The sequence below is a fragment of the Nonomuraea sp. SYSU D8015 genome, from assembly GCF_008065375.1.
Taxonomy (GTDB): Bacteria; Actinomycetota; Actinomycetes; order Streptosporangiales; family Streptosporangiaceae; genus Nonomuraea.
In genome coordinates this window covers 819,183-838,241 of record NZ_VJYI01000001.1, presented here as the reverse complement: position 1 = coordinate 838,241, position 19,059 = coordinate 819,183, and the positions used below count along the sequence as shown (strand labels likewise).

General features: G+C 69.0%; 14 protein-coding genes. 5 read left to right on the top strand and 9 right to left on the bottom strand.

The window, feature by feature from the left end:
* Nucleotides 1-3: 3 nt before the first annotated feature.
* The 8 genes from ID574_RS06000 to ID574_RS05965 all read right to left on the bottom strand — a co-directional run bounded on the left by ID574_RS06000 (nucleotide 4) and on the right by ID574_RS05965 (nucleotide 12,540).
* Nucleotides 4-1,362, bottom strand: a complete 1,359-nt coding sequence (locus tag ID574_RS06000) for a GH1 family beta-glucosidase (protein ID WP_188187717.1) — start codon at nucleotides 1,360-1,362, stop codon at nucleotides 4-6.
* Nucleotides 1,359-2,189 carry a carbohydrate ABC transporter permease gene (locus ID574_RS05995; RefSeq protein ID WP_188187716.1) on the bottom strand — a complete coding sequence of 277 codons (831 nt, stop codon included), beginning with the start codon at nucleotides 2,187-2,189 and terminating at the stop codon, nucleotides 1,359-1,361. The genes ID574_RS06000 and ID574_RS05995 overlap by 4 nt, the downstream gene beginning before the upstream one ends.
* On the bottom strand, nucleotides 2,186-3,079 hold the full coding sequence (locus ID574_RS05990; RefSeq protein WP_188187715.1) for a carbohydrate ABC transporter permease: 894 nt from the start codon (nucleotides 3,077-3,079) through the stop codon (nucleotides 2,186-2,188). The genes ID574_RS05995 and ID574_RS05990 overlap by 4 nt, the downstream gene beginning before the upstream one ends.
* A gap of 40 nt (nucleotides 3,080-3,119) precedes the next feature.
* Entirely contained in the window at nucleotides 3,120-4,475 is a 1,356-nt protein-coding gene (locus ID574_RS05985) for an ABC transporter substrate-binding protein (protein ID WP_223166387.1), read from the bottom strand.
* Between the two features lie 871 nt (nucleotides 4,476-5,346).
* On the bottom strand, nucleotides 5,347-6,945 hold the full coding sequence (locus tag ID574_RS05980; protein ID WP_188188312.1) for a solute symporter family protein: 1,599 nt from the start codon (nucleotides 6,943-6,945) through the stop codon (nucleotides 5,347-5,349).
* Between the two features lie 17 nt (nucleotides 6,946-6,962).
* Nucleotides 6,963-7,292 (bottom strand): DUF485 domain-containing protein, encoded by a 330-nt coding sequence (locus ID574_RS05975; protein WP_188187713.1) that lies wholly within the window; start codon nucleotides 7,290-7,292, stop codon nucleotides 6,963-6,965.
* Nucleotides 7,293-7,447: 155 nt separating this feature from the next.
* Complete coding sequence (locus ID574_RS05970) at nucleotides 7,448-9,712, bottom strand: glycosyl hydrolase family 95 catalytic domain-containing protein (RefSeq protein ID WP_188187712.1); 2,265 nt, start codon at nucleotides 9,710-9,712, stop codon at nucleotides 7,448-7,450.
* Nucleotides 9,709-12,540 (bottom strand): glycosyl hydrolase family 95 catalytic domain-containing protein, encoded by a 2,832-nt coding sequence (locus ID574_RS05965; RefSeq protein WP_188187711.1) that lies wholly within the window; start codon nucleotides 12,538-12,540, stop codon nucleotides 9,709-9,711. Before ID574_RS05965 ends, ID574_RS05970 begins: the two co-directional genes overlap by 4 nt.
* A 208-nt stretch (nucleotides 12,541-12,748) precedes the next feature.
* Here ID574_RS05965 and ID574_RS05960 point away from each other — a divergent pair, with 208 nt between their 5' ends.
* Nucleotides 12,749-13,408, top strand: coding sequence for a polysaccharide lyase family 7 protein (locus ID574_RS05960; protein WP_188187710.1), 660 nt, complete (start codon nucleotides 12,749-12,751; stop codon nucleotides 13,406-13,408).
* A 130-nt stretch (nucleotides 13,409-13,538) separates the two neighbouring features.
* On the opposite strand, the gene ID574_RS05955 is transcribed toward ID574_RS05960, so the two are convergent.
* Entirely contained in the window at nucleotides 13,539-14,549 is a 1,011-nt protein-coding gene (locus ID574_RS05955) for a LacI family DNA-binding transcriptional regulator (RefSeq protein ID WP_188187709.1), read from the bottom strand.
* Nucleotides 14,550-14,661: 112 nt separating this feature from the next.
* On the opposite strand from ID574_RS05955, the gene ID574_RS05950 reads away from it, so the two are divergent.
* Genes ID574_RS05950 through ID574_RS05935 form a run of 4 tightly spaced genes read left to right on the top strand, consistent with a single transcriptional unit; the run spans nucleotide 14,662 to nucleotide 18,855 of the window.
* A complete protein-coding gene (locus ID574_RS05950; RefSeq protein ID WP_188187708.1) occupies nucleotides 14,662-15,825 on the top strand; it encodes a trans-sulfuration enzyme family protein in 1,164 nt (387 codons plus the stop codon).
* 56 nt (nucleotides 15,826-15,881) lie between these two features.
* The gene (locus tag ID574_RS05945) at nucleotides 15,882-17,141 is read left to right on the top strand and encodes an ABC transporter substrate-binding protein (RefSeq protein ID WP_188187707.1); all 1,260 of its coding nucleotides are present in this window, start codon (nucleotides 15,882-15,884) and stop codon (nucleotides 17,139-17,141) included.
* The gene (locus ID574_RS05940; protein WP_188187706.1) at nucleotides 17,138-18,034 is read left to right on the top strand and encodes a carbohydrate ABC transporter permease; all 897 of its coding nucleotides are present in this window, start codon (nucleotides 17,138-17,140) and stop codon (nucleotides 18,032-18,034) included. The genes ID574_RS05945 and ID574_RS05940 overlap by 4 nt, the downstream gene beginning before the upstream one ends.
* On the top strand, nucleotides 18,031-18,855 hold the full coding sequence (locus ID574_RS05935) for a carbohydrate ABC transporter permease (protein WP_188187705.1): 825 nt from the start codon (nucleotides 18,031-18,033) through the stop codon (nucleotides 18,853-18,855). Before ID574_RS05940 ends, ID574_RS05935 begins: the two co-directional genes overlap by 4 nt.
* Nucleotides 18,856-19,059 lie beyond the last annotated feature (204 nt).

Below are 19,059 nucleotides of genomic sequence, written 5' to 3'. Positions count from 1 at the left end.
GTCTTAGCCGAATGCCTCGATCCTGGGCAGGTCGGGGACCGTGCCGCCCCCTGCGATGAGCTGGGCGTAGTATCGCCCGGAATCCTTGATGGTCCGTACGCCGGTCGCGTAGTCGACGTGGACGAGCCCGAACCTGGGCCGGTAGCCCAGCGCCCACTCGAAGTTGTCCATGAGCGACCAGTGGAGGTAGCCGCGCACGTCGGCGCCGGCCGCGAGGGCCGCGCGGACGGCTTCGACGTGGTCGCGCAGGAACGCGATCCTGCGGTTGTCGTGGACCAGGCCGTCGTGGGTGGGGGTGTCGCCGAAGACGCCGCCGTTCTCGGTGATCATCAGCGGCGTGCCGGGGAAGCGGCGGCTCAGCCCGATGAGCAGGTCGCGCAGCGCGCCCGGGTTGATCTCCCAGCCCTCGTCGGTCCTGGCCACGTCGCCGCTGGGGCCGACCACCCGCCAGGGGAACGGGTTGGGCGGCGCGGCCGCCATGACGCGCCTGGTGTAGTAGTTGATGCCCAGGAAGTCGCTGCGGCCGCCGATGGCGGCCTCGTCGCCGTCCCGGACGAAGTCGAGGCCCTCACCATTTCGCCGACCGAGCGCCCGCTCCCAGTGCTCGCGCATGTCGTCGGGGTAGCCGGCGCCGAGCAGCGGGTCGAGGTACCAGCGGTTGACGTAGCCGTCGGAGCCGGCGGCCGCCGCCCAGTCCGCCTCGCTGTCGGTGGCCGGGTCGCAGGGGAAGAGGCTGAGCGCGCAGGCCGCCTTCGCGCCGGGGTACGCGTGCAGCACGTCGGCGGCCGCGCCGTGGCCGAGCAGCACGTGGTGCCCGGCCTTGACGGCCGTGCCCAGGTCGGCGACGCCGGGGGCGTGCAGGCCCAGCTGGTAGCCGAGCAACGCGATGATCCAGGGCTCGTTCTGGGTGATCCACCAGGTGACGCGGTCGGCCAGCCGGCCGGCGACCGCCTCGGCGTACGCGGCGAAAGCACTCACGGTCGAGCGCCGCGCCCAGGTCAGCGCCGCCGGCATGTCCCAGTGGTTGAGCGTGAGCACCGGCTCGACCCCGGCCTCCAGCAGCGCGTCGACGAAGCGCTCGTAGTGGTCGAGCGCCTTCGGCTCGGCACGCGTGCCGTCCGGCATGACCCGCGACCAGCCGGTCGAGAAGCGGTAGGCCCGCAGCCCCAGCTCCTTGATCAGGTCGATGTCCTCGCGCCAGCGCAGGTAGGAGTCGCAGGCCCGGGAGCCGTCGCCGCCGCCCTCGATCGCGCCGGGGCGCCGGCAGAACACGTCCCACACCGACTCGCCGCGGCCGTGGTGCCCCTCGATCTGGTACGCGGACGTGCCTGCGCCCCAGAGGAAACCGTCCGGAAATGTCATCCCTTACTGCCTGTCGTCGCGATGCCTTTGACGAAGTGCTTCTGGCCGAGGAAGAACACGATGATCATCGGGACCGTGGCGATCACGCTGGCCGTCATGACGATCTCCCAATGCCACTCGCCGCCGAAGCCGAACTGGTCGAGCAGCGCCTTCAGCCCGCGCGGCACCGTGAAGGTGGAGGAGTCGCGCAGGTAGATGAGCGGCCGCAGCAGGTCGGTCCAGGCCACCTGGAACTCGAACAGCAGCGTCACCACGACCGCCGGCTTGCACAGCGGCAGCGCGATGCGCGTGAAGATCTTCCAGTTGTTCGCGCCGTCGATCTTGGCCGCCTCGAACGGCTCGCGCGGCAGGCCGAGGAAGAACTGCCGCAGCATGAAGATGTAGAAGGCGCTGCCGAACAGGTTCTGAGCCCACAGGGGCGTCAGCGTGCCGACCATGCCGAGCGAGTTCCAGATGAGGAACACCGGGACCATGGTGACCGCGCCCGGCAGCATCATGGTGGCCAGCACCACGCCGAACAGGAACCCTCTGCCCGGGAAGCGGAAGTAGGCGAAGCCCCACGCCACCATAGCGCTGGTGATCGTCACGGCCACCGCGGCCAGCACGGTCACCAGCAGCGTGTTGAACATCCACAGCGCCATCGGCGCTTCCTGCCACACCTTGATGTAGTTGTCGAAGGTGAAGGTCTCGGGCAGGATCCGGTGGTCGAACACCTCGCTGCGCGGCTTGAACGACGCGCTGATCAGCCAGACGAACGGGTAGATGAACGCGGCGGCGAACGCGCTCAGCGCGGTCCACGTCAGGATCAGCCTGATCCGCCGTCTCACGGCTGTCCCCCTTCGTAGTGGACGAAGCGCCTGGTCACCAGGATCTGCACGGCGGTGATCGCCATGATCACGATGAACAGCAGCCAGGCCAGCGCGGAGGCGTACCCCATGTGCAGGAACTCGAAGGCCTGCTGGAACAGGTAGATGGCGTAGAACAGCGCGGCGTCGTTGCTGTAGGTGGTGTTGCCGGAGCCGAAGAACGCGGTGTACGCCTCGGTGAACGACTGCAGCGCGTTGATGCTGTCCACGATGAACAGGAAGAACAGCGTCGGGCTGATCATCGGCACGGTGATGCGCAGCGTGCGCCGCCACCAGCCGGCGCCGTCGACCAGCGCGGAGTCGTACAGCTCCTGGGGGACGCCGCGCAGCGCGGCCAGGATGATGACCACCGAGGACCCGACCGTCCACAGGCTCATCAGCACCAGGCCGGGCTTGACCCAGTCGGGGTCGGTGGTCCAGGCGGGGCCCTCGATGCCGAAGACCCCGAGGAAGCTGTTGATCAGGCCGTTCTGGCCGTTGAACAGCATCAGCAGCAGGATGCCGACCGCGACGGGCGGCGTCATCTTCGGCAGGAAGAACGCGGTGCGGAAGAAGCCGGTCGCCCTGGTGGCGCTGTTGAGCAGCAGCGCCAGCCCCAGGGAGACGACGAGCTGGGTCGGCACCGACATGATCATGAAGATGAACGTGTTCCTGAGCGCCAGCCCGACCTTGGGGTCCTCGAAGAGCGTGACGTAGTTGTCGAAACCGATGAAGTTCGGGTCGTTGATGACGTCGTAGTCGGTCAGTGAGAGGTAGGCGCTGTTGATGACGGGCCAGGCGGTGAAGATCATGAACCCGATCAGCCACGGGCTGATGAACAGCAGCGCCGCCCGGGTCTCGATCCACCGCATGGACCGCCATCGCGGCGCCTTGGCATGAGACCTGGCCATGTCAGTTCGTACGCTTCGTCCAGCCGGCCCACGCCTTGTCGAGCGCCGCCTGCGCGTCCTGCTGCGCCTTGTCGAGCGCGGCCTGCGGGTCCTCCTGGCCGTTGAGCACCCGGTTGACCGCGTCCTGCCACGCCTTCTTGAACTCCGCGTCGGCCGGGTTGGCCGGCAGGCTGAAGGTGTGGTCGTTGGCCTCGTAGAAGGCCTTGACGCCGGAGTCCCACGGCTCGCCGCCGGAGGTGAGCATCTTCCTGACCTCCTCGTCGGCCTTGACGTTGCCGGTGAGGATGCCGGTGAACGGCTTCTTCTCCTGGTTGCGCTTGTCGAGGCGGGCCTGGGCGGCGGCCTTCCAGGAGTCGACGAGCGTCATGGTCTTGGCGAAGCGGCAGGCGGCCGCGGCGTTCTTGGAACCCTTGGGGATGGCCCAGGCCGAGCCGGAGGAGTACGCCAGCGGCTGCCCCTGCGGGGTGCGGAAGGTGTCGAACACGAGCGGCGCCTTCGGCGAGACGTCGTTGAGCACGTTGACGTACCACTGCTCCATCGGCATGGCGCCCAGCTCGCTCTTGGCGAACTGGTTGCCCTTGCCGAAGAAGTCGGCCGAGTCGCGCACGGCCTTGACCTTGGCGAAGCCGCCCTGCGCGTCGTAGATGCCGACGGCGAACTCCAGCGCCTTGACCACGGCCGGATTGTTGAGCTGGGCGGTCTTGCCGTCGGCCGACAGCAGGTCGGCGCCGTTGGCCTTGGCCCACAGCGGCAGGAACTCCGGCAGCTTGCTGTCGTAGCCGATCACCTTGAGCTTGCCGCCGGGCGCGCTGTAGAGCTTCTTGGCCGCGGCGGTGACCTTGTCCCAGCTGGAGCCGTTGACGTCGGCGATGGTCAGGCCGGCCTGCTTGAGCAGGTCCGCGTTCGCCATCGTGATCTGGACCTGGTTGAACTCCGGGATGCCCCAGATCTCGTTGCCGAAGGTCACCTGGGCGATCGCGTTCTTGTTGTACATCGAGGTGTCGATCTGCTCGCCCTGGATGCACGCCGTTAATGGCACGATGGCGCCCCGCGAGGCGAAGGTCCCGATCTGGTCGCGGTTGGCGTAGATGATGTCCGGCGGGTCGCCGGCCGCGACCGAGGAAAGGAACTGCTGGATGTCGAGGTCGCCCTCGATGAGCTTCACGTCCGCGCCGCCGAGTGACGCCTTGGCCTTCTCCACCCTGGTCGTGCCGACCTCGTCGGTCGCACCGAAGCCCATGACGGAAATGGTGCCCTGGAACGTGGCGCTCGGGTTGAACTGGCCGGGCGACTGCGCCGGGGCCGCGCCGCCGCCGGTGCCCTTGGCGCAAGAGGTGACCGCCAGAGCGAGTGACACGGACAGGACGGACCAACGGACGACGGGGGATCTCATTGGGGGTTTCGCCTCCACACTGATCAAGCGGAGCATCAGGCATGCCGATACGGCCACGTGGCGCCCAGGCCAGTGTGGCAACGTTCACACATCTGAGAACGTACCCATACCGCTGAAATCCCGTCAACCACTCATTTCACAGCGTTTCGCGGTCGTTAAGATCGCCAACGATGTGGGACGCGCGCATCTCCTTCCCAGTCAGGCCCTGCCTACACGCTTTTTCGCTCCCCCGATGTCCCCGCCCGCAAGCGAGCGCTTTTGCGGTGACGGCACGGGAGGGAGCCACGGCCCGCGCCCGGACGAGGGCACGACGGACACACGCGCCACCACCCGCCCGGGACGAGCAGGTCACCGTGGCCACGACGGGGCATCGGGACGAGCCGCATGCGGCCGAGACGCGCGCCTCCGCCCCGGCGGCACGTGAGCGCGTCCAGCCCGGCGCACCTGCTCGCCTGGGTGGGGCGGAGGCGCCGCATCACTTCGCCGCCCCGGAGGAGGCCGCCGCCCGGGGCGATGCCTATCCGTGTCCGCACCGCCACCTGCGCACCCCCGTCGGCCCGCTGGCGGAGGTCCCGGACGACAGGGACGGCACAGACCGAGGTGACCGGGCGGCCCGGTGGGGCGGCCCGGCGGGGCGGACGGCGGGATGCCGGTGCGGTGCCTGCACGGGAAGGGGTCACGGCCAGTGCCCGGACGAAGGGGGCGGGGCACGCAGAAGGGCCCGGCCTCGCGGGGAGGAGGCCGGGCCCTCGGTGCGGAAGACGCCCGGGCGGGGAGTGGGCGCCTTCGGCGGGAGGCGCCTCAGGGCAGGCGGCGCCTCGATGGGGGGCAGGGATCAGTGCGGGGTGGCCTGCTCCGCACCCACGCCGGTCAGCGAGCGGACCTCGATCTCGGCGTACTTGGCGGCGTTGTACTCCTTGCTGAGCACCGTGCCGAGCCAGCCGCACAGGAAGCCGATCGGGATCGACAGGATGCCGGGGTTGCTCAGCGGGAACCAGGCGAAGTCGGCCGTCTTGAACAGCGCCGTCTCCGAGCCGGACACCACCGGCGAGAAGATCACCAGCACCAGGGCGGAGACAAGGCCGCCGTAGATCGCCGAGACCGCGCCGGCCGTGTTGAACCGCTTCCAGAACAGGCTGTAGAGGATCGCGGGCAGGTTGCCCGAGGCCGCCACGGCGAACGCCAGCGCCACCAGGAACGCCACGTTCTGTCCCTGCGCGAGGATGCCGAGGCCGATCGACAGGCCGCCGATGACCAGGGCGGAGACGCGGGCCACCACGACCTCCTGACGCTCGGTGGCCGTGCCACGCTTGAAGACGTGCGCGTACAGGTCATGGGCGAAGCTGGAGGAGGAGGCCAGCGTGAGCCCGGCGACCACGGCCAGGATCGTGGCGAAGGCCACGGCGCCGATGAGCGCCAGCAGGATCGTCCCGCCGACCGGGCCGAAGATCTCCTGGCCGACGGCCTGCGCCAGCATGGGCGCCGCGGTGTTGCCCGCCTTGTCGCCCGCGACGATCGCGTCCTTGCCGACCAGGGCCGCCGCGCCGAAGCCGAGGACCAGGGTCAGCAGGTAGAAGCTGCCGATGATGCCGATGCCCCACAGGACCGACTTGCGGGCGTCCTTGGCGGTGGGGACGGTGTAGAACCGGATGAGGATGTGCGGCAGACCCGCCGTGCCGAGCACCAGCGCCAGACCCAAGCTGATGAGGTCGATCTTGCCGGCGAGTCCCTGGGCGTCGGTGCCGTACTTCAGGCCGGGGATGAGGAAGCTGCCGGGGTTCGCCTTCGGGCCACTGGTGGCGGCGGCCTGGCCGAGCAGCGCCGACAGGTTGAAGCCGAACTTGCCCAGCACCAGCACCGTCACCAGCGCGGCGCCGCCCATCAGCAGCACGGCCTTGACGATCTGGACCCAGGTGGTGCCCTTCATGCCGCCGAACACCACGTACACGATCATCAGCGCGCCCACGCCGACGATCGTCCACGCCTTGCCCGCGTCACCGGTGATGCCGAGCAGCAGGCCGACCAGCGCGCCCGCGCCCACCATCTGCGCCAGCAGGTAGAAGATGCTGACCACGATCGTGGACACGCCGGCCGCGGTGCGGACCGGGCGCGGGCTCATCCGGAACGCCAGCACGTCGGCCATGGTGAACTTGCCGGAGTTCCGCATCAGCTCGGCCACCAGCAGCAGCGCGACCAGCCAGGCCACCAGGAACCCGATCGAGTACAGGAACCCGTCATAGCCGGACAGCGCGATGATGCCCGCGATGCCGAGGAACGAGGCGGCCGACATGTAGTCGCCGCCGATGGCCAGGCCGTTCTGCACGCCGGTGAACGACCGGCCGCCCGCGTAGTAGTCGGCGGCCGTCTTGGTCTGACGGCTCGCCCAGAAAGTGATCCCCAGGGTGGCGGCGACGAAGGCGAGGAAGAGGATCATTCCCAACGTGGTCGAGCTCACTTGGCCTTCTCCTCAACCTCGTGCCGCAGCTTGTCGGCGATCGGGTCCAGCTTCTTCTCCGCGTGCTTGGCGTACGCCCACGCGATCCAGAACGTGGACACGAACTGCAACAGGCCGAAGACGAGCCCCACGTTGATGTCGCCGAGCAGCTTGATCCCCATGAAGCCGCGCGCCCACCCGGACAGCACCACATACAGCAGGTACCACGCGAGGAACGCCACGGTCATGGGGAATGTCCAGGCGCGGAAGCGCCTCTTCAGCTCCTGGAACTCACTGCTCTCCTGAACTTGTTCATAGACCGATGCGTCATGTTCTCTTGTTGTCACGAGACCTCCACTGTGATGCGGATCACGCTCAACGTAAGAGGGGAACCTACCCGGCGTGGAGGGCCGCAGAGGGGTTGTTCGCCGAGCCGCCTCCGTCCGGCGATGAGTTAGGCAGGGTATGCGGTGAATGGTCCGTTCAGCACGACGAACGGTCGCTAGGGCAGGCCCCAGGCGGCCGCGCTCCCGTTCGCCGGGACGTCCCGCGCGCCCGACGGGCGGACGCCGCGCCGGGCGACCACGGCGGTCGCGCCCTTGCGGAGCGGGATCTCGATCGTGTCCGTCCCCCGGTACGGCAGCCGGCCGCCCCGCTCGTCGCGCACCTCGAACGGCCCGGCGATGCCGTGCCTCAGCTTGGGCGGCTCCCCCGCCTCGCTCCTGACCCTGATCCAGTCCGTACGCCCTTCGCTCCGCGAGGCGTCCACCACGAACGCCCCCTGCGTCCTGAGCCGTTCGACGGAGACGTCGGCCCAGGTGGCCGAGACCGCGGGGAACACCTTGACCACCCCGCCGTGGCTCTGCACGAGCATGTCGAGCAGCGACTGGGCGGCGGCCAGCGGGCTCTCAATAGCGAAGTTCGACCCCTCCCTGTACATGGTGTTGGGCGTGATCGCGCAGTTGTCGACCACGTTGCCGTCGATGAAGAACCGCAGGTGGGACAGCGCCTCCTCCGGATTGCCGAACAGCGTCTCCATCGAGGAGGCGGCCGCGAAGCTGTAGCCGTGCCACCGCTCGCGCATGCTCGTCCAGTGCTCGAAGCTGCGCCGGTCGAGCGACTCCTGCAGCGGATAGATCCACAGGAGGTGCGAGTAGTGCCGGTGCGACTCGGCGAGCGGCACGTCCGCCCCGATCATGACGCCCTGATCGTTCCTGTGATACGGCACCAGCCGCTCGAGGATCTCCCGCCACCGGGGCCCGCGCGGGTCGTCGACGCGGAGCCGGGCAGCGGTGTTGAGCAGGGTCCGGCAGCCCCAGCGGATCAGCGACAGGTCGTAGGTCGCGTCGGAGGCGTTGGCGTACTCGGGCGAGCGGGTCTCGGGCAGGTGCAGCCGGCCGTCGGAGCCCTCCACCAGGAACCGGGCGTAGTAGTTGATCGCCCGGGTGAGCACCGGAAGGAGCACGTCCCTGAGCACGCCGGCGTCCATGCTGTGCCGGTAGGCGAGCCAGACGTTGTGCATGGCCCAGGTGAGGTTGCCCGTGTGGTCGTTCGGGCTCACGCCCGGGATGCCGACGTAGCGCGGCCCCGGCCGGAGCATGCGGTCGCCCGGATGGCACAGCGCCCAGGAGTCGCCGTCGCGGTATTCGGGGCGGACGTTCAGCTCGAGATTCTCGTGATATTTCCGGAAGGTCGTGGTGATGGCGTCCAGCTCCGGGTGGTTGGAGCCGTTGATCAGCGGATAGGCGACCTGGACGTTGAGGTTCCACCAGATGTTCGTCCAGCTGTTGCCCACCTCGGGGAACCACGGCCCCCATTCGGTCACCACCGGGGCGTTCTCCCGGGTGGCGGAGGCCATCTTGTAGAGCTGGATCCAGTAGAAGCGCTGCAGCCTCTTGTCCGGGATCGATACCAGGCTGCGCCGGTAGAACCGCTTCCACCGGAGCCGGTGTGCCAGGACCTGGGCCTCCGGGTTGCCGTCGAGCGTCTGGCGCACGGTCCGCACGGCCTGCTCGACGCCGGTCGAGTCCGGGTAGCCGTAGGCGATCGTGGCGGCCAGCAGGCGCCGGGAGCCCTGGCGGGCCTCGCGCCAGGCGGTGGTGTAGCCGCCGCCCGCGTGCATGGGCTGCTCGACGTGCCCGTCGGCGACCACCGGGTCGGGGTTGCCGGTGTAGTCGGGCGGGCGGCGGATCGTTCTGGTCGTGTGGGATGGCAGCGGCGTGAAACCCCACGCCGCCGTCTCCTCCCCCGCGCTGGGCGCGAGGGACACGAGCAGCACGTCCCGCTGGTCGAGCACGAGCGCGCTGAGCCGCACGCTCCCCTGCGAGGTCGTGACCGTGCCGGTCAGCTCGGCGTGCTCCAGGTCGAGCCGCCAGTCCACGGCCGTGACGGTCCCGGCGAAGGTCAGCGTCAGGTAGCCGATGGGCAGCCGCGAGTACCCGATCGCGGCCTCCCACTGGCCCCGTTGGTCCTGCACGAGCGAGTGGTTGAGCATGAACCGCAGCACGTTGCCCTCGCCGGACCTCTGGTAGAGGTGCACGCCGAGGAACCCGTTGCCGAGGAACGGCCCCTCCTGCCACCCGCCGGGCAGACGCCGCCACACCATCGCGGCGTCGGCCAGCACACCGCCGTGCACGTCCGCGCCGGGCGTGGCGGGCGCCCACGCGACAGGGGAGGTCACCGCGGCCGTGGCGGCCGTCTCCGTGCCGACCGCCACCGCGGCCGCCCCGGTCGCGGCCATGAAGGCGCGGCGCGAGATTCCGGTCATCGGGGTCCCTCCAGGGAGAGTGCGAACAGGTGCAGCTGGGGCCGGGTGAGCGCGGGCAGGGTGAGCGAACGCAGCTCCTTGGCCGGATCGAGCGCCGCCTGCGTCTCGAACAGGCCGACGCGCAGCGTGTGCGCGCCGTTCTGGCCGTGCCGGTGGGTACAGCGCAGCACCTCGGTCGTCCCGGCGCCGGGCTGGCCGCCCCAGTCGGGCAGGACGAACGGGACCTGGGCGGTGGAGCCGTCGGCGTACGCGGCGGTCAGCGCGGCGCTGACGCTGCCGGACGTGCCGGCCCCGAGCAGGCGGACCTTGGCGTACGTGCCGGGCGGCACTGTGATGGTCTGGCCCTGGCCGGTGACGTTGTTCTCGACGCCGTCGCCGTAGGCGGGGAAGACGAAGCTCAGCCCTTCGTGGGTGAGCGGCCCGGCGGGCGGCAGCTCCTCGGCCGGGTAGGTGTAGCCGGAGCCGTCCACGTTCCCGTCGGTCATGGCCTCGTGACTGGAGACGCCGTCGTTGTCGAAGTGGGCCGACAGGTCCACCGGCGTGGTGGGCCCGGGCGGCGGGACGGGCGGCAGGCCCCACGGCTCCCCCGGCTTGGCTATCTTGACGGGCGCGATGACCAGATCGGGACGGCGGCCGGTGTGGAGCAGGACCTCCCGGCCCCGGCCGAGGGTGATCTCGGCGATGCCCTCGCCCAGGTCCTTCACCTGGGCGGGCCGTCCGTTGTCGAGCACCGCGGTGAGCGGCCCGTCGAGCCCGTGCCTGATCCGCAGCGGCTCCCCCGCCAGGCTCCTCACCCGGATGAAACGGGTGCGGCCGCCCTGCCGTACGGCCGAGACGAGGAACGCCCCCTCGGTCCTGAAGTCGTGCAGGGTGACGTCCTGCCAGGCCGCGGGCACGGCGGGGAAGACCCGCACGATCCCGCCCCAGCTCTGGCAGAGCATGTCGTGGATGGACTGTGCGGCCGACAGCGGCGTCTCGATGACCGGCCCGCCCTCGGCGTAGTGGGTGTTGGCCCGGCACGGGAAACGGCTGGCCGGGTCGAAGAACCTCTCCAGGTAGGACAGCGCCGTGTCGCCCCGGCCCATCATGGCGTAGAGCGAGGACGCGCCGGTGTAGCTGTAGCCCCGGTGCGCGCTGGTCAGCGACTGCCAGTGGACCACCGACTTCTCGATGAGCTCCCGGTTCTCCGGCTGGTCCCAGTTGACCAGATAGAGCGGGTAGACCATGAGGAGGTGGGAGTAGTGGCGGTGGGACTGCGCGTACGGCGTGTTCGCGCCGATCATGAAGCCGTTGGCGTCCACGGGGTAGTCGGCGAGCTTGTCCAGCACCTCCTGCCACTTTGCCCGGAGCGGGTCGTCGATGCGGAGCCGGCTCGCGGAGTCCAGCAGCGTCCGGCAGCCCCATCTGATCAGCGCCAGGTCGTAGTTGGTGTCCTGCGGCGGCGTGACGGGGTATTCGGGTGACAGCGTGCTAGGCAGGTGCAGCTTGCCGTCGCCGCCCGGGGTCAGGAAGTGCAGGTAGTAGTTGATCGCCCGGCGCAGCAGCGGGAAGACCGTGTCGCGCAGCAGCTTGTCGTCCATGGTGTGGCGGTAGGAGAGCCAGGTGTTGTGCAGGGCCCAGGTGAGGTCGCCGACCTCCGCGCCCGTACCTGGCCTGCCGACGCTCCGGGTGCAGAACATGTCGGAGCTGCGGCCCACACCGGCCGAGTCGGCGCGGTAGGCCTCGGGGACGTTCCTGACGAGCTGCTCGCGGTTCTGGTGGAGCGTGCTGGTGAGCGAGTCGAGCTCCAGGTGGTTGGAGCCGTTGATGAGCCAGTACTCGAGCTGCACGTTGAGGTTCCACCACACCGCCGGCCACGGGGTGGGCTCCAGCCAGGGGCCGGTGGTGGCCACGACCGGGCCGCCCGCCCGGCTCGCCGAGGCGATCTTGTAGAGCTGGATCCAGTAGAAGCTCTGTAACCGCTGGTCGGGCAGGGAGACGAAGCTCTTGCCGTAGAAGTCGTGCCACCAGTCGCGGTGCCGTTTGCGCATGACCCCGTAGGGCCGGGCGTCGCGGATCTTGCCGAGCGCGGTCTCCTGGGCGTCGGCGGACGGGAAGCTGTGGGCCACGGCGACCAGGAGCGTGCCGTCCTCGACGCGGTAGGCGGTGGCGGTCTGCCCGCCTCCGGTGAGCGGCTGGATCACCTGCTCGATCCCGTCGGCGGTGGCGGTGGTCCAGGGCGGGTTGGGGGTGTAGCCGCTCGGTGGAGCCTCCGTGGACGACCGCGGGCTGACGGCCTCCTCGGGGTGGAACGTCCAGCGCACCTGCTCCCCGCCGCTCGCCCCGGCCTTGACGACCAGGATCTCGTCGTGCACGAACGCGGTGAAGGCGAGCTCGCCCTGGTCGGTGGTGATCGTGCCGGTGACCTCGGCGTCGTACAGGCTGAGCCGCCAGTCGACGGCGGTGATCGTGCCGACGGGGTCGAGGGTCAGGTGGCCGACCGGGAGGCGGCAAGTGCCCCAGCCGCTGCCGAACTGGGGACGATGGTCCTGCACGCGGCCGTGCTGCACGGTGAAGCGGATCTTGTTCTGGTTCGGCTCCTGGTAGACCATGCTGCCCAGCAGGCCGTCGCCGAGGAAGGGGCCCTCGTGCCAGGCCTTGGGCATACGGCCCCAGATGAGGTCCTGGCCCTTGAGGAACTCCGGCCAGGACAACCGCTCCCGCAGCCGCCACGGACCGGCGTGCCCGGCGGCGTGCGCGACTGCGGGAGCAAGGGCGAGCGCGAGCCCGCCGGCGGCGGTGCCGAGCACGGCGCGGCGGGACAAGGGGTGATCGTCGGGGGGTGTCATCACGTCTCCAGCTCACAGTCCATACATCGGATCTTTGACGTGTATGACACATGGATTTGACTCCGTCAACCCACCTAGATCGCCAGCTGAAACCTTCAATAAACCTTCCTTTCTACTCCCAATGGCTCTAGCCTGCGGATAAGCAGACCCGCGGACCTCCCGCGCATCACCGCAAAATCTCGTGCCGGAAAATTCGTTGGAGGTATCCATGTCACCTCGCCCGGCGGCCTCCGCCCTCGCCCTGCTGGCCGTGCTGCTCTCCGCGACCCCCGCGAATGCCGCCGCCGACCCCACGGACGGCTGGCGGCAGACCACGTTCACCTACAACCTGCAGAAGCCGTGGAACCTGAGCCTGAGCCAGCGCTACGCGTACGACTCGGCCACCGGTACGCACCGGATGTGGGTCTACTCGACCGACGAGCCCATGACGGAGGGCTCGGCCACGGACCCGCGCACGGAGATGCGCTGGAAGCAGGAGTACACCTCCGGCAAGCACATGTGGGACGCCGACGTGTACGTCCCCGCCGGCACGGACGGGGCCACGGTCATGCAGATCCTGCGGGTCAGGCACCCCGCGGGCACCCCCGCGACCGACTTCATGGTCAACGCGTTCAACCAGAACGGCGGCACCATCAGGATCTACAACGGGACCGTGCTCAAGACCGGTGCGTACAACACCTGGTTCAACCTCAAGGTCGCGCACGACGCCACCGCCGGGAAGATCGAGGTCTACCTCGACGACCGGCGCGTGGCCACCGTCTCCGACCGCGGCCCGGCCACCCGCCACTTCAAGAACGGCGTCTACCACCACGGGAACGGCCGCGCCGAGGCCCGCTTCCGCGACATCCGTTACTGGGTCAGCCCTTGACCGCGCCCGCCGTCAGCCCCTCCATGAGCCTTCTCAGCAGCGGCCTCACCATGGAGGGTGTCAAGGAGGAGGTGTTCCGAAACGATGGCCAGAACACCGCCGCCCGCGCGGTGCCCTCACCACTCGGCCTTCACCGACGACCGATCGGCGTGATCTCGCCTGACCCCCTGGCCACCAGCTCCACCGGCACCTTCACCCGGCGCGACCCCTGGGCGGGGTTCAGCAGCAGGTCCACCGCGCCGCGGGCGAGCCGGGCCACGTCGTAGCGGACCACCGTCACCCCTGGGCTGAACACGTCGGCCAGCGCGAAGTCGTCGAACCCGACGTACGCGGGCCGCTCAGGACGCTCCCGCAGCGCCTGCAGGATCCCGATCGCCGCCCGGTTGTTGGTGGCGAAGAACGCGGTCGGCGGATCCGCCAGATCCAGGAGCCTCGCGACCTCGTGCGCGACCCGCCACGGGTCGAACACGCCCCGCACGACCAGCGCCTCGTCGGCGGCCAGCCCGGCAGCGTCGAGCGCCGCGCGGTAGCCGGTCGTGCGGTCGTGGACCGAGCTCAGGCCCTCGTCGTCGGAGATCAGCGCGATCCGCCGGTGGCCGCGGGCGAGCAGGTGGTCGGTGGCCGCGCGCCCGCCCCGCACATCATCGAGCACCACCACGTCGGCGTTCTCCAGACCGCGCGGGACGCGGTCCACGAAGACCGTGCGGAGGTTCGGGTGCTCGGCCAGCCAGGCGTGGTCGGCCGCCGACGGGACGACGATCAGGGAGTCCACGCCGCGCGCGTACATGGACTCGATCAGCATGCGCTCCTTGTCAGGGCTCTCCTCGTACGAGCCGAACACCACCAGCGCCTCGTGGTCGGCGGCGGCCGCCTCCACCGCGGCGGCCAGGCGCGAGTAGAACTCGTTGGAGATGTTCTCCATCACCAGCCCGAGCGTCATCATGCTCGCGCCCCTGGCCAGGCGGGCGGCGGCCTCGTTGCGGCGGTAGCCGAGCGCGCTGATCGCCTCGTGCACCCGCTGCTGCAGGGAGGCCCGGACGTGCGGCTCCTGGTTGACGACCCGCGAGACCGTCTTGAGACTCACGCCCGCGTGCCGGGCCACGTCCGCCATGGTCGGCTTGCGCGCATCGGCTGTGCTCATGGCCTCACTCCGTTCGGCGGCTCGGTCGCCATATGCCGCCGCCCTCCCCCGTCGCTCCTTCGTCGCTCCTCCTCCAGGCGACGGCACTTCCTCGCTGTCATACTCTGCCCCCATGGATGACGAATGGATCTGTGGCCGGTTGGGTGAGGACGAGCCTTGGGTGCTGGGCGCGGTCAACCCGCCGGTGTTCGAGAACTCGCTGTTCACGTTCGCGACCGCGGAGGAGCTCGGCGAGGCGGTCAGGAACGAGGACGAGCGGTACGTCTACTGGCGGGGGACCAACCCGACGGTCGATCTCGCCCAGCGTAAGCTGGCCGCGCTGGAGCGGGGAGAGCGCGCCAAGTGTTTCGGCTCCGGGATGGGCGCCATCTCGGCGACGATCTCGTCGCTCGTGTCGGCCGGCGATCACGTGCTGGTGCTCGGCGCGGTGTACGGGCCCACCACGCAGTTCCTGCGGTATCTGGAGAAGTACGGCGTCACGCATACGCACGTCGGCGACCTCGCGGGATGTGACAGCGCTATCAGGGCGGACACGCGCCTACTCTACTTCGAGTCGCCCTCCTACATGGCCTACGCCGTCGTCGACATCGAGGAGGTGACGGGGTGGGCGCGCGAGCGCGGGCTGGTGACGGTGATGGACAACACCTGGTCCACGCCGATCTTCCAGAAGCCGCTGACGATGGGCGTCGATCTGGTCGTGCACTCCCTGTCCAAGTACATCGGGGGTCACAGCGATCTGGTCGGGGGTGTCGTGGTGGGACCGGCACGGTTGATCAGGCCGCTCGCCCTGACCGAGTACCAGCTCTACGGCGCCGCCATGTCGCCGCACGACGCGGCCAAGGTGATCAAGGGGCTGCGGACGCTGCCCGTGCGGATGGCGGCCCACGAGGAGCGGGGGCTGGCGGTGGCGCGGTTCCTGGCCGACCATCCGGCCGTGCGGGCGGTCAACCATCCGGGGTTGCCGTCGCATCCGGGGTATGCGATTGCGATCCGCCAGATGTCGGGGTTCTCCAGTTTGTTCAGCATCGAGCTGGCGACCGATTCACGGGAAGAGGTCGCGATTTTTCTCGATAAATTGCGGCATTTCAGGATCGGTGTGTCCTGGGGAGGCTTCGAGAGCCTGGTGAACGCGCCCGCGCTGTCCACCGAAGAGAGCGTGCGGGCCACCATGGGCATCCCGGTCGGCCTCGTCCGCCTCTCGGTCGGTCTGGAGCCCGCCGACACGTTGATCAAGGACCTCGGGCTAGCGCTGGAAGGGGTCGGTCGCCTAGCGTGACTGACAGCGCTGTCTAACCCCCCAGGCGCTGACTCGAACCACCGCGGAGGCTCCCCATGAGAAAGCCCCTCCTGGCGACCGCGGTCGCCGCCACGCTGGTGCTCGCGGGTTGCGGCTCCGGCGGATCGTCGTCCTCGGACGAGGTACGGCTCCGCATGATCGAGAGCCTGACCAGCCCCGAGCGCACGAAGCTCATCAAGTCCCTGATCGCCGACTTCGAGAAGGCCAACCCGGGCGTCACCGTCGAGCTCGTCTCGCCGCCGCTCGACAGCGCCGACCAGAAGATCACCCAGATCCTGCAGACCAAGAAGGACCTGGACGTGCTGGAGGTGCGCGACCACACGGCCAAGTCCTTCTCCAACAACGGCTGGCTGGCCGAGCTGCCCACCGCCGACTGGCCCGGCTGGTCGGACCTGACCGAGCTGGCCCAGAAGAAGGCCGTCGAGGTCGGGGGCAAGGCCTACCTGATCCCGTACGGGTTCTACCAGCGGACCCTGTTCTACCGTACGGACCGGGGCATGGCGCAGCCGCCGACCACCTGGCAGGAGCTGTACGAGGCCGGCAAGAAGATGACCTCGGGCGACCGGTTCGGCTACTCGTTCCGGGGCGGCAAGGGCGGCGCCGACTACGCGGTCCAGATGATCAGCGCGTACAACGGCGACAAGCTCGACCCCGAGAAGTCCTTCTACCTGAAGGACAAGCGGACGATCTTCTCCACTCCCGAGGCCGCCCAGGCCATGGACCTGTACGTCAAGATCTTCAAGGAGGCGTCCCCGCCCGACTCGGTGTCCTGGGGCTACCCGGAGATGGTCCAGGGCTTCACCTCCGGCGTCACCGGCATGCTCATCCAGGACCCCGAAGTGATCAAGACGGTGGAGGACAGCGGCGTCACGGCCTGGTCCACCGCCCCCATCCCCAAGGGTCCCAGCGGGTACGCCTTCCAGCCCGTCGGCTACGCCGGCTGGGGCGTCACCTCCTTCACCAAACACCCGAAGGAGGCGGTCAAGCTCGTGCAGTTCCTGTCGGAGGCCAAGCAGAGCATCGCCTTCGCCAAGGGCAACTCGCTCATCCCGATCTCCAAGCAGGCGCAGAACGACCCGCAGTTCTCGCAGGGCGCGTGGAAGGCGTACCTGCAGGCGCAGCAGGACCCCAAGCAGGTGATCACGATCAGGCCGGTCGACTACCCGGGCTGGAGCCAGTGGGGGGTCGACTCGGACCGAGACGTCCAGTCCCTGCTCACGGGCAAGAAGAGCATCCCCGAGGTGCTCAAGTCGTGGGACGCCTTCTGGACGGACCAGGCCAAGAAGGTCTCATGAGCGCTCCTCCGCGCACCTTCACCGCCCGCCGGGCCAGGTTCATCGCCCTGTGCCTGCTGCCCGGCGTGGTTTTCGTGGCGCTGTTCACGTACTACCCGGTGATCCGGGGGGTGGTGATCGCCTTCCAGCGCTACAACCTGTTCGACATCACCTCGACGCCCTTCGTCGGGCTGGACAACTTCCGTGCCGTGCTGGCCGAGGACCGGTTCTGGACGGCGCTGCGGAACACCGGCACGTGGGTGGCCGTGTCGCTGTTCTTCCAGTTCTTCCTCGGGTTCGGGCTGGCGCTGCTGCTCCGCAGGCACTTCCGGGGGCGCGGGCTTTACCAGGCGTGGGTGTTCTTCCCCTGGGCCATGTCGGGGTTCCTGATCGGGCTGCTGTGGCGGTGGATGTTCAACGGGCAGTTCGGAGTGATCAACGACCTGCTGCTCAAGACGGGGATCATCGATCAGCGCATCGGGTTCCTGGCCACGCCGGGGTGGGCCATGACGTCGGTCATCGTGGCCAACGTCTGGTACGGCGTGACGTTCTTCGCCATCATGATCATGGCCGCGCTGCAGTCGGTGCCCAAGGAGCTCTACGAGGCGGCGGCCGTCGACGGGGCCTCGCGGCTGCGGCAGTTCTGGCACGTGACGCTGCCGCACATCCGGCCCACGCTGGCGCTGATCGTGCTGCTGCGGATCATTTGGATCCTGAACTTCCCCGACCTCATCTACTCGATGACCGGCGGTGGCCCCGCCGGCAGCACCGACATCATCACGACCTTCCTCATCCAGCAGGTCATCGGCGGCGACTACGGCCGGGCCGGCGCGGTCGGCCTGCTCGTCCTCGGCCTGCTGCTGTCGTTCAGCGTCTTCTACCTCAACGCGACCAGATTCGAGAAGGCCAGATGAGACGAGTTGCGACCGCGGCCAAAGTGGTGGTGCTGGCCGCCTGGCTGCTGATTACCCTGTTCCCGCTCTACTGGATCGTCATCACCTCGCTCAAGCCCAAGCCCGAGATCTTCTCGATGCCGCTCAAGTACTGGCCGGGCACTGTGACGTTCGAGCACTACGCGGAGCTGTTCGAGTTCGCCGACTTCGGGACGTACCTGCTCAACAGCCTCATGGTGTCCCTGGTCGCGGCCGGCGTCGTCACCGTGATCGGGGTGCTGGGCGGCTACACCCTCGCCCGCTTCTCCTTCCCCGGCCGCGGGACGGTGATGATGGCGTACCTGGTCACCCAGATGCTCCCGCTGTTCATCGCGCTCGCCCCGCTCTACCTGCTGATGTCCGACCTCGACCTGCTCAACCGGCTCGCCGGGCTCATGCTCGTGTACGTCGCCATGCTGGTGCCGTTCTCCACGATCATCATGCGCGGCTTCTACGAGCGGGTGCCGGTCGCGCTGGAGGAGGCCGCGCAGGTGGACGGGGCGTCGCGACTGGAGGCCATGGTGCGGGTGGTGATCCCGGTCATGCTGCCGGGGATCGCGGCGACGTTCATCTTCGCGTTCGTCCAGTGCTGGAACGAGCTCTTCCTGGCGATCACCTTCATCGACAGCGAGGACGCCAAGACCATTCCGGTGGCCATGAACTCCTTCATCACCCAGTACGACATCGACTGGGGCTCGATGGCGGCCGCCACCGTGGTGTCCGTGGTGCCCACGCTCGTGCTGTTCGCCGCCATCCGCCGCTACATCGTGGAGGGGCTGACGGCGGGCGCGGTCAAGGGCTGACCGAGCGTCGTACCCCGCACCGCCCCGTCCTCTGGCACACCCGCACCCGTTCCGCCTGGGCAAGCCGTTACATGAGTCCGTTACTCCGGGAGGCGGCGCTCGGCTTGCGCGGCCCCGGCTGGATGCCGGAGCTGACGCCGCAGGCGGCTATGAACCGCGTCGCGGACTGCGGCGACCTCGCCTCAGCCGGGATTCGGAGAGTCC

What these genes read in the sequence shown, in the direction of transcription:
- ID574_RS06000 (WP_188187717.1), bottom strand. Translation starts at nt 1,362, where the DNA reads ATGACATTTCCGGACGGTTTCCTCTGGGGCGCAGGCACGTCCGCGTAC.
- ID574_RS05990 (WP_188187715.1), bottom strand. Translation starts at nt 3,079, where the DNA reads ATGCGGTGGATCGAGACCCGGGCGGCGCTGCTGTTCATCAGCCCGTGG.
- ID574_RS05980 (WP_188188312.1), bottom strand. Translation starts at nt 6,945, where the DNA reads ATGATCCTCTTCCTCGCCTTCGTCGCCGCCACCCTGGGGATCACTTTC.
- ID574_RS05970 (WP_188187712.1), bottom strand. Translation starts at nt 9,712, where the DNA reads ATGACCGGAATCTCGCGCCGCGCCTTCATGGCCGCGACCGGGGCGGCC.
- ID574_RS05965 (WP_188187711.1), bottom strand. Translation starts at nt 12,540, where the DNA reads ATGACACCCCCCGACGATCACCCCTTGTCCCGCCGCGCCGTGCTCGGC.
- ID574_RS05960 (WP_188187710.1), top strand. Translation starts at nt 12,749, where the DNA reads ATGTCACCTCGCCCGGCGGCCTCCGCCCTCGCCCTGCTGGCCGTGCTG.
- ID574_RS05955 (WP_188187709.1), bottom strand. Translation starts at nt 14,549, where the DNA reads ATGAGCACAGCCGATGCGCGCAAGCCGACCATGGCGGACGTGGCCCGG.
- ID574_RS05950 (WP_188187708.1), top strand. Translation starts at nt 14,662, where the DNA reads ATGGATGACGAATGGATCTGTGGCCGGTTGGGTGAGGACGAGCCTTGG.
- ID574_RS05945 (WP_188187707.1), top strand. Translation starts at nt 15,882, where the DNA reads ATGAGAAAGCCCCTCCTGGCGACCGCGGTCGCCGCCACGCTGGTGCTC.
- ID574_RS05940 (WP_188187706.1), top strand. Translation starts at nt 17,138, where the DNA reads ATGAGCGCTCCTCCGCGCACCTTCACCGCCCGCCGGGCCAGGTTCATC.
- ID574_RS05935 (WP_188187705.1), top strand. Translation starts at nt 18,031, where the DNA reads ATGAGACGAGTTGCGACCGCGGCCAAAGTGGTGGTGCTGGCCGCCTGG.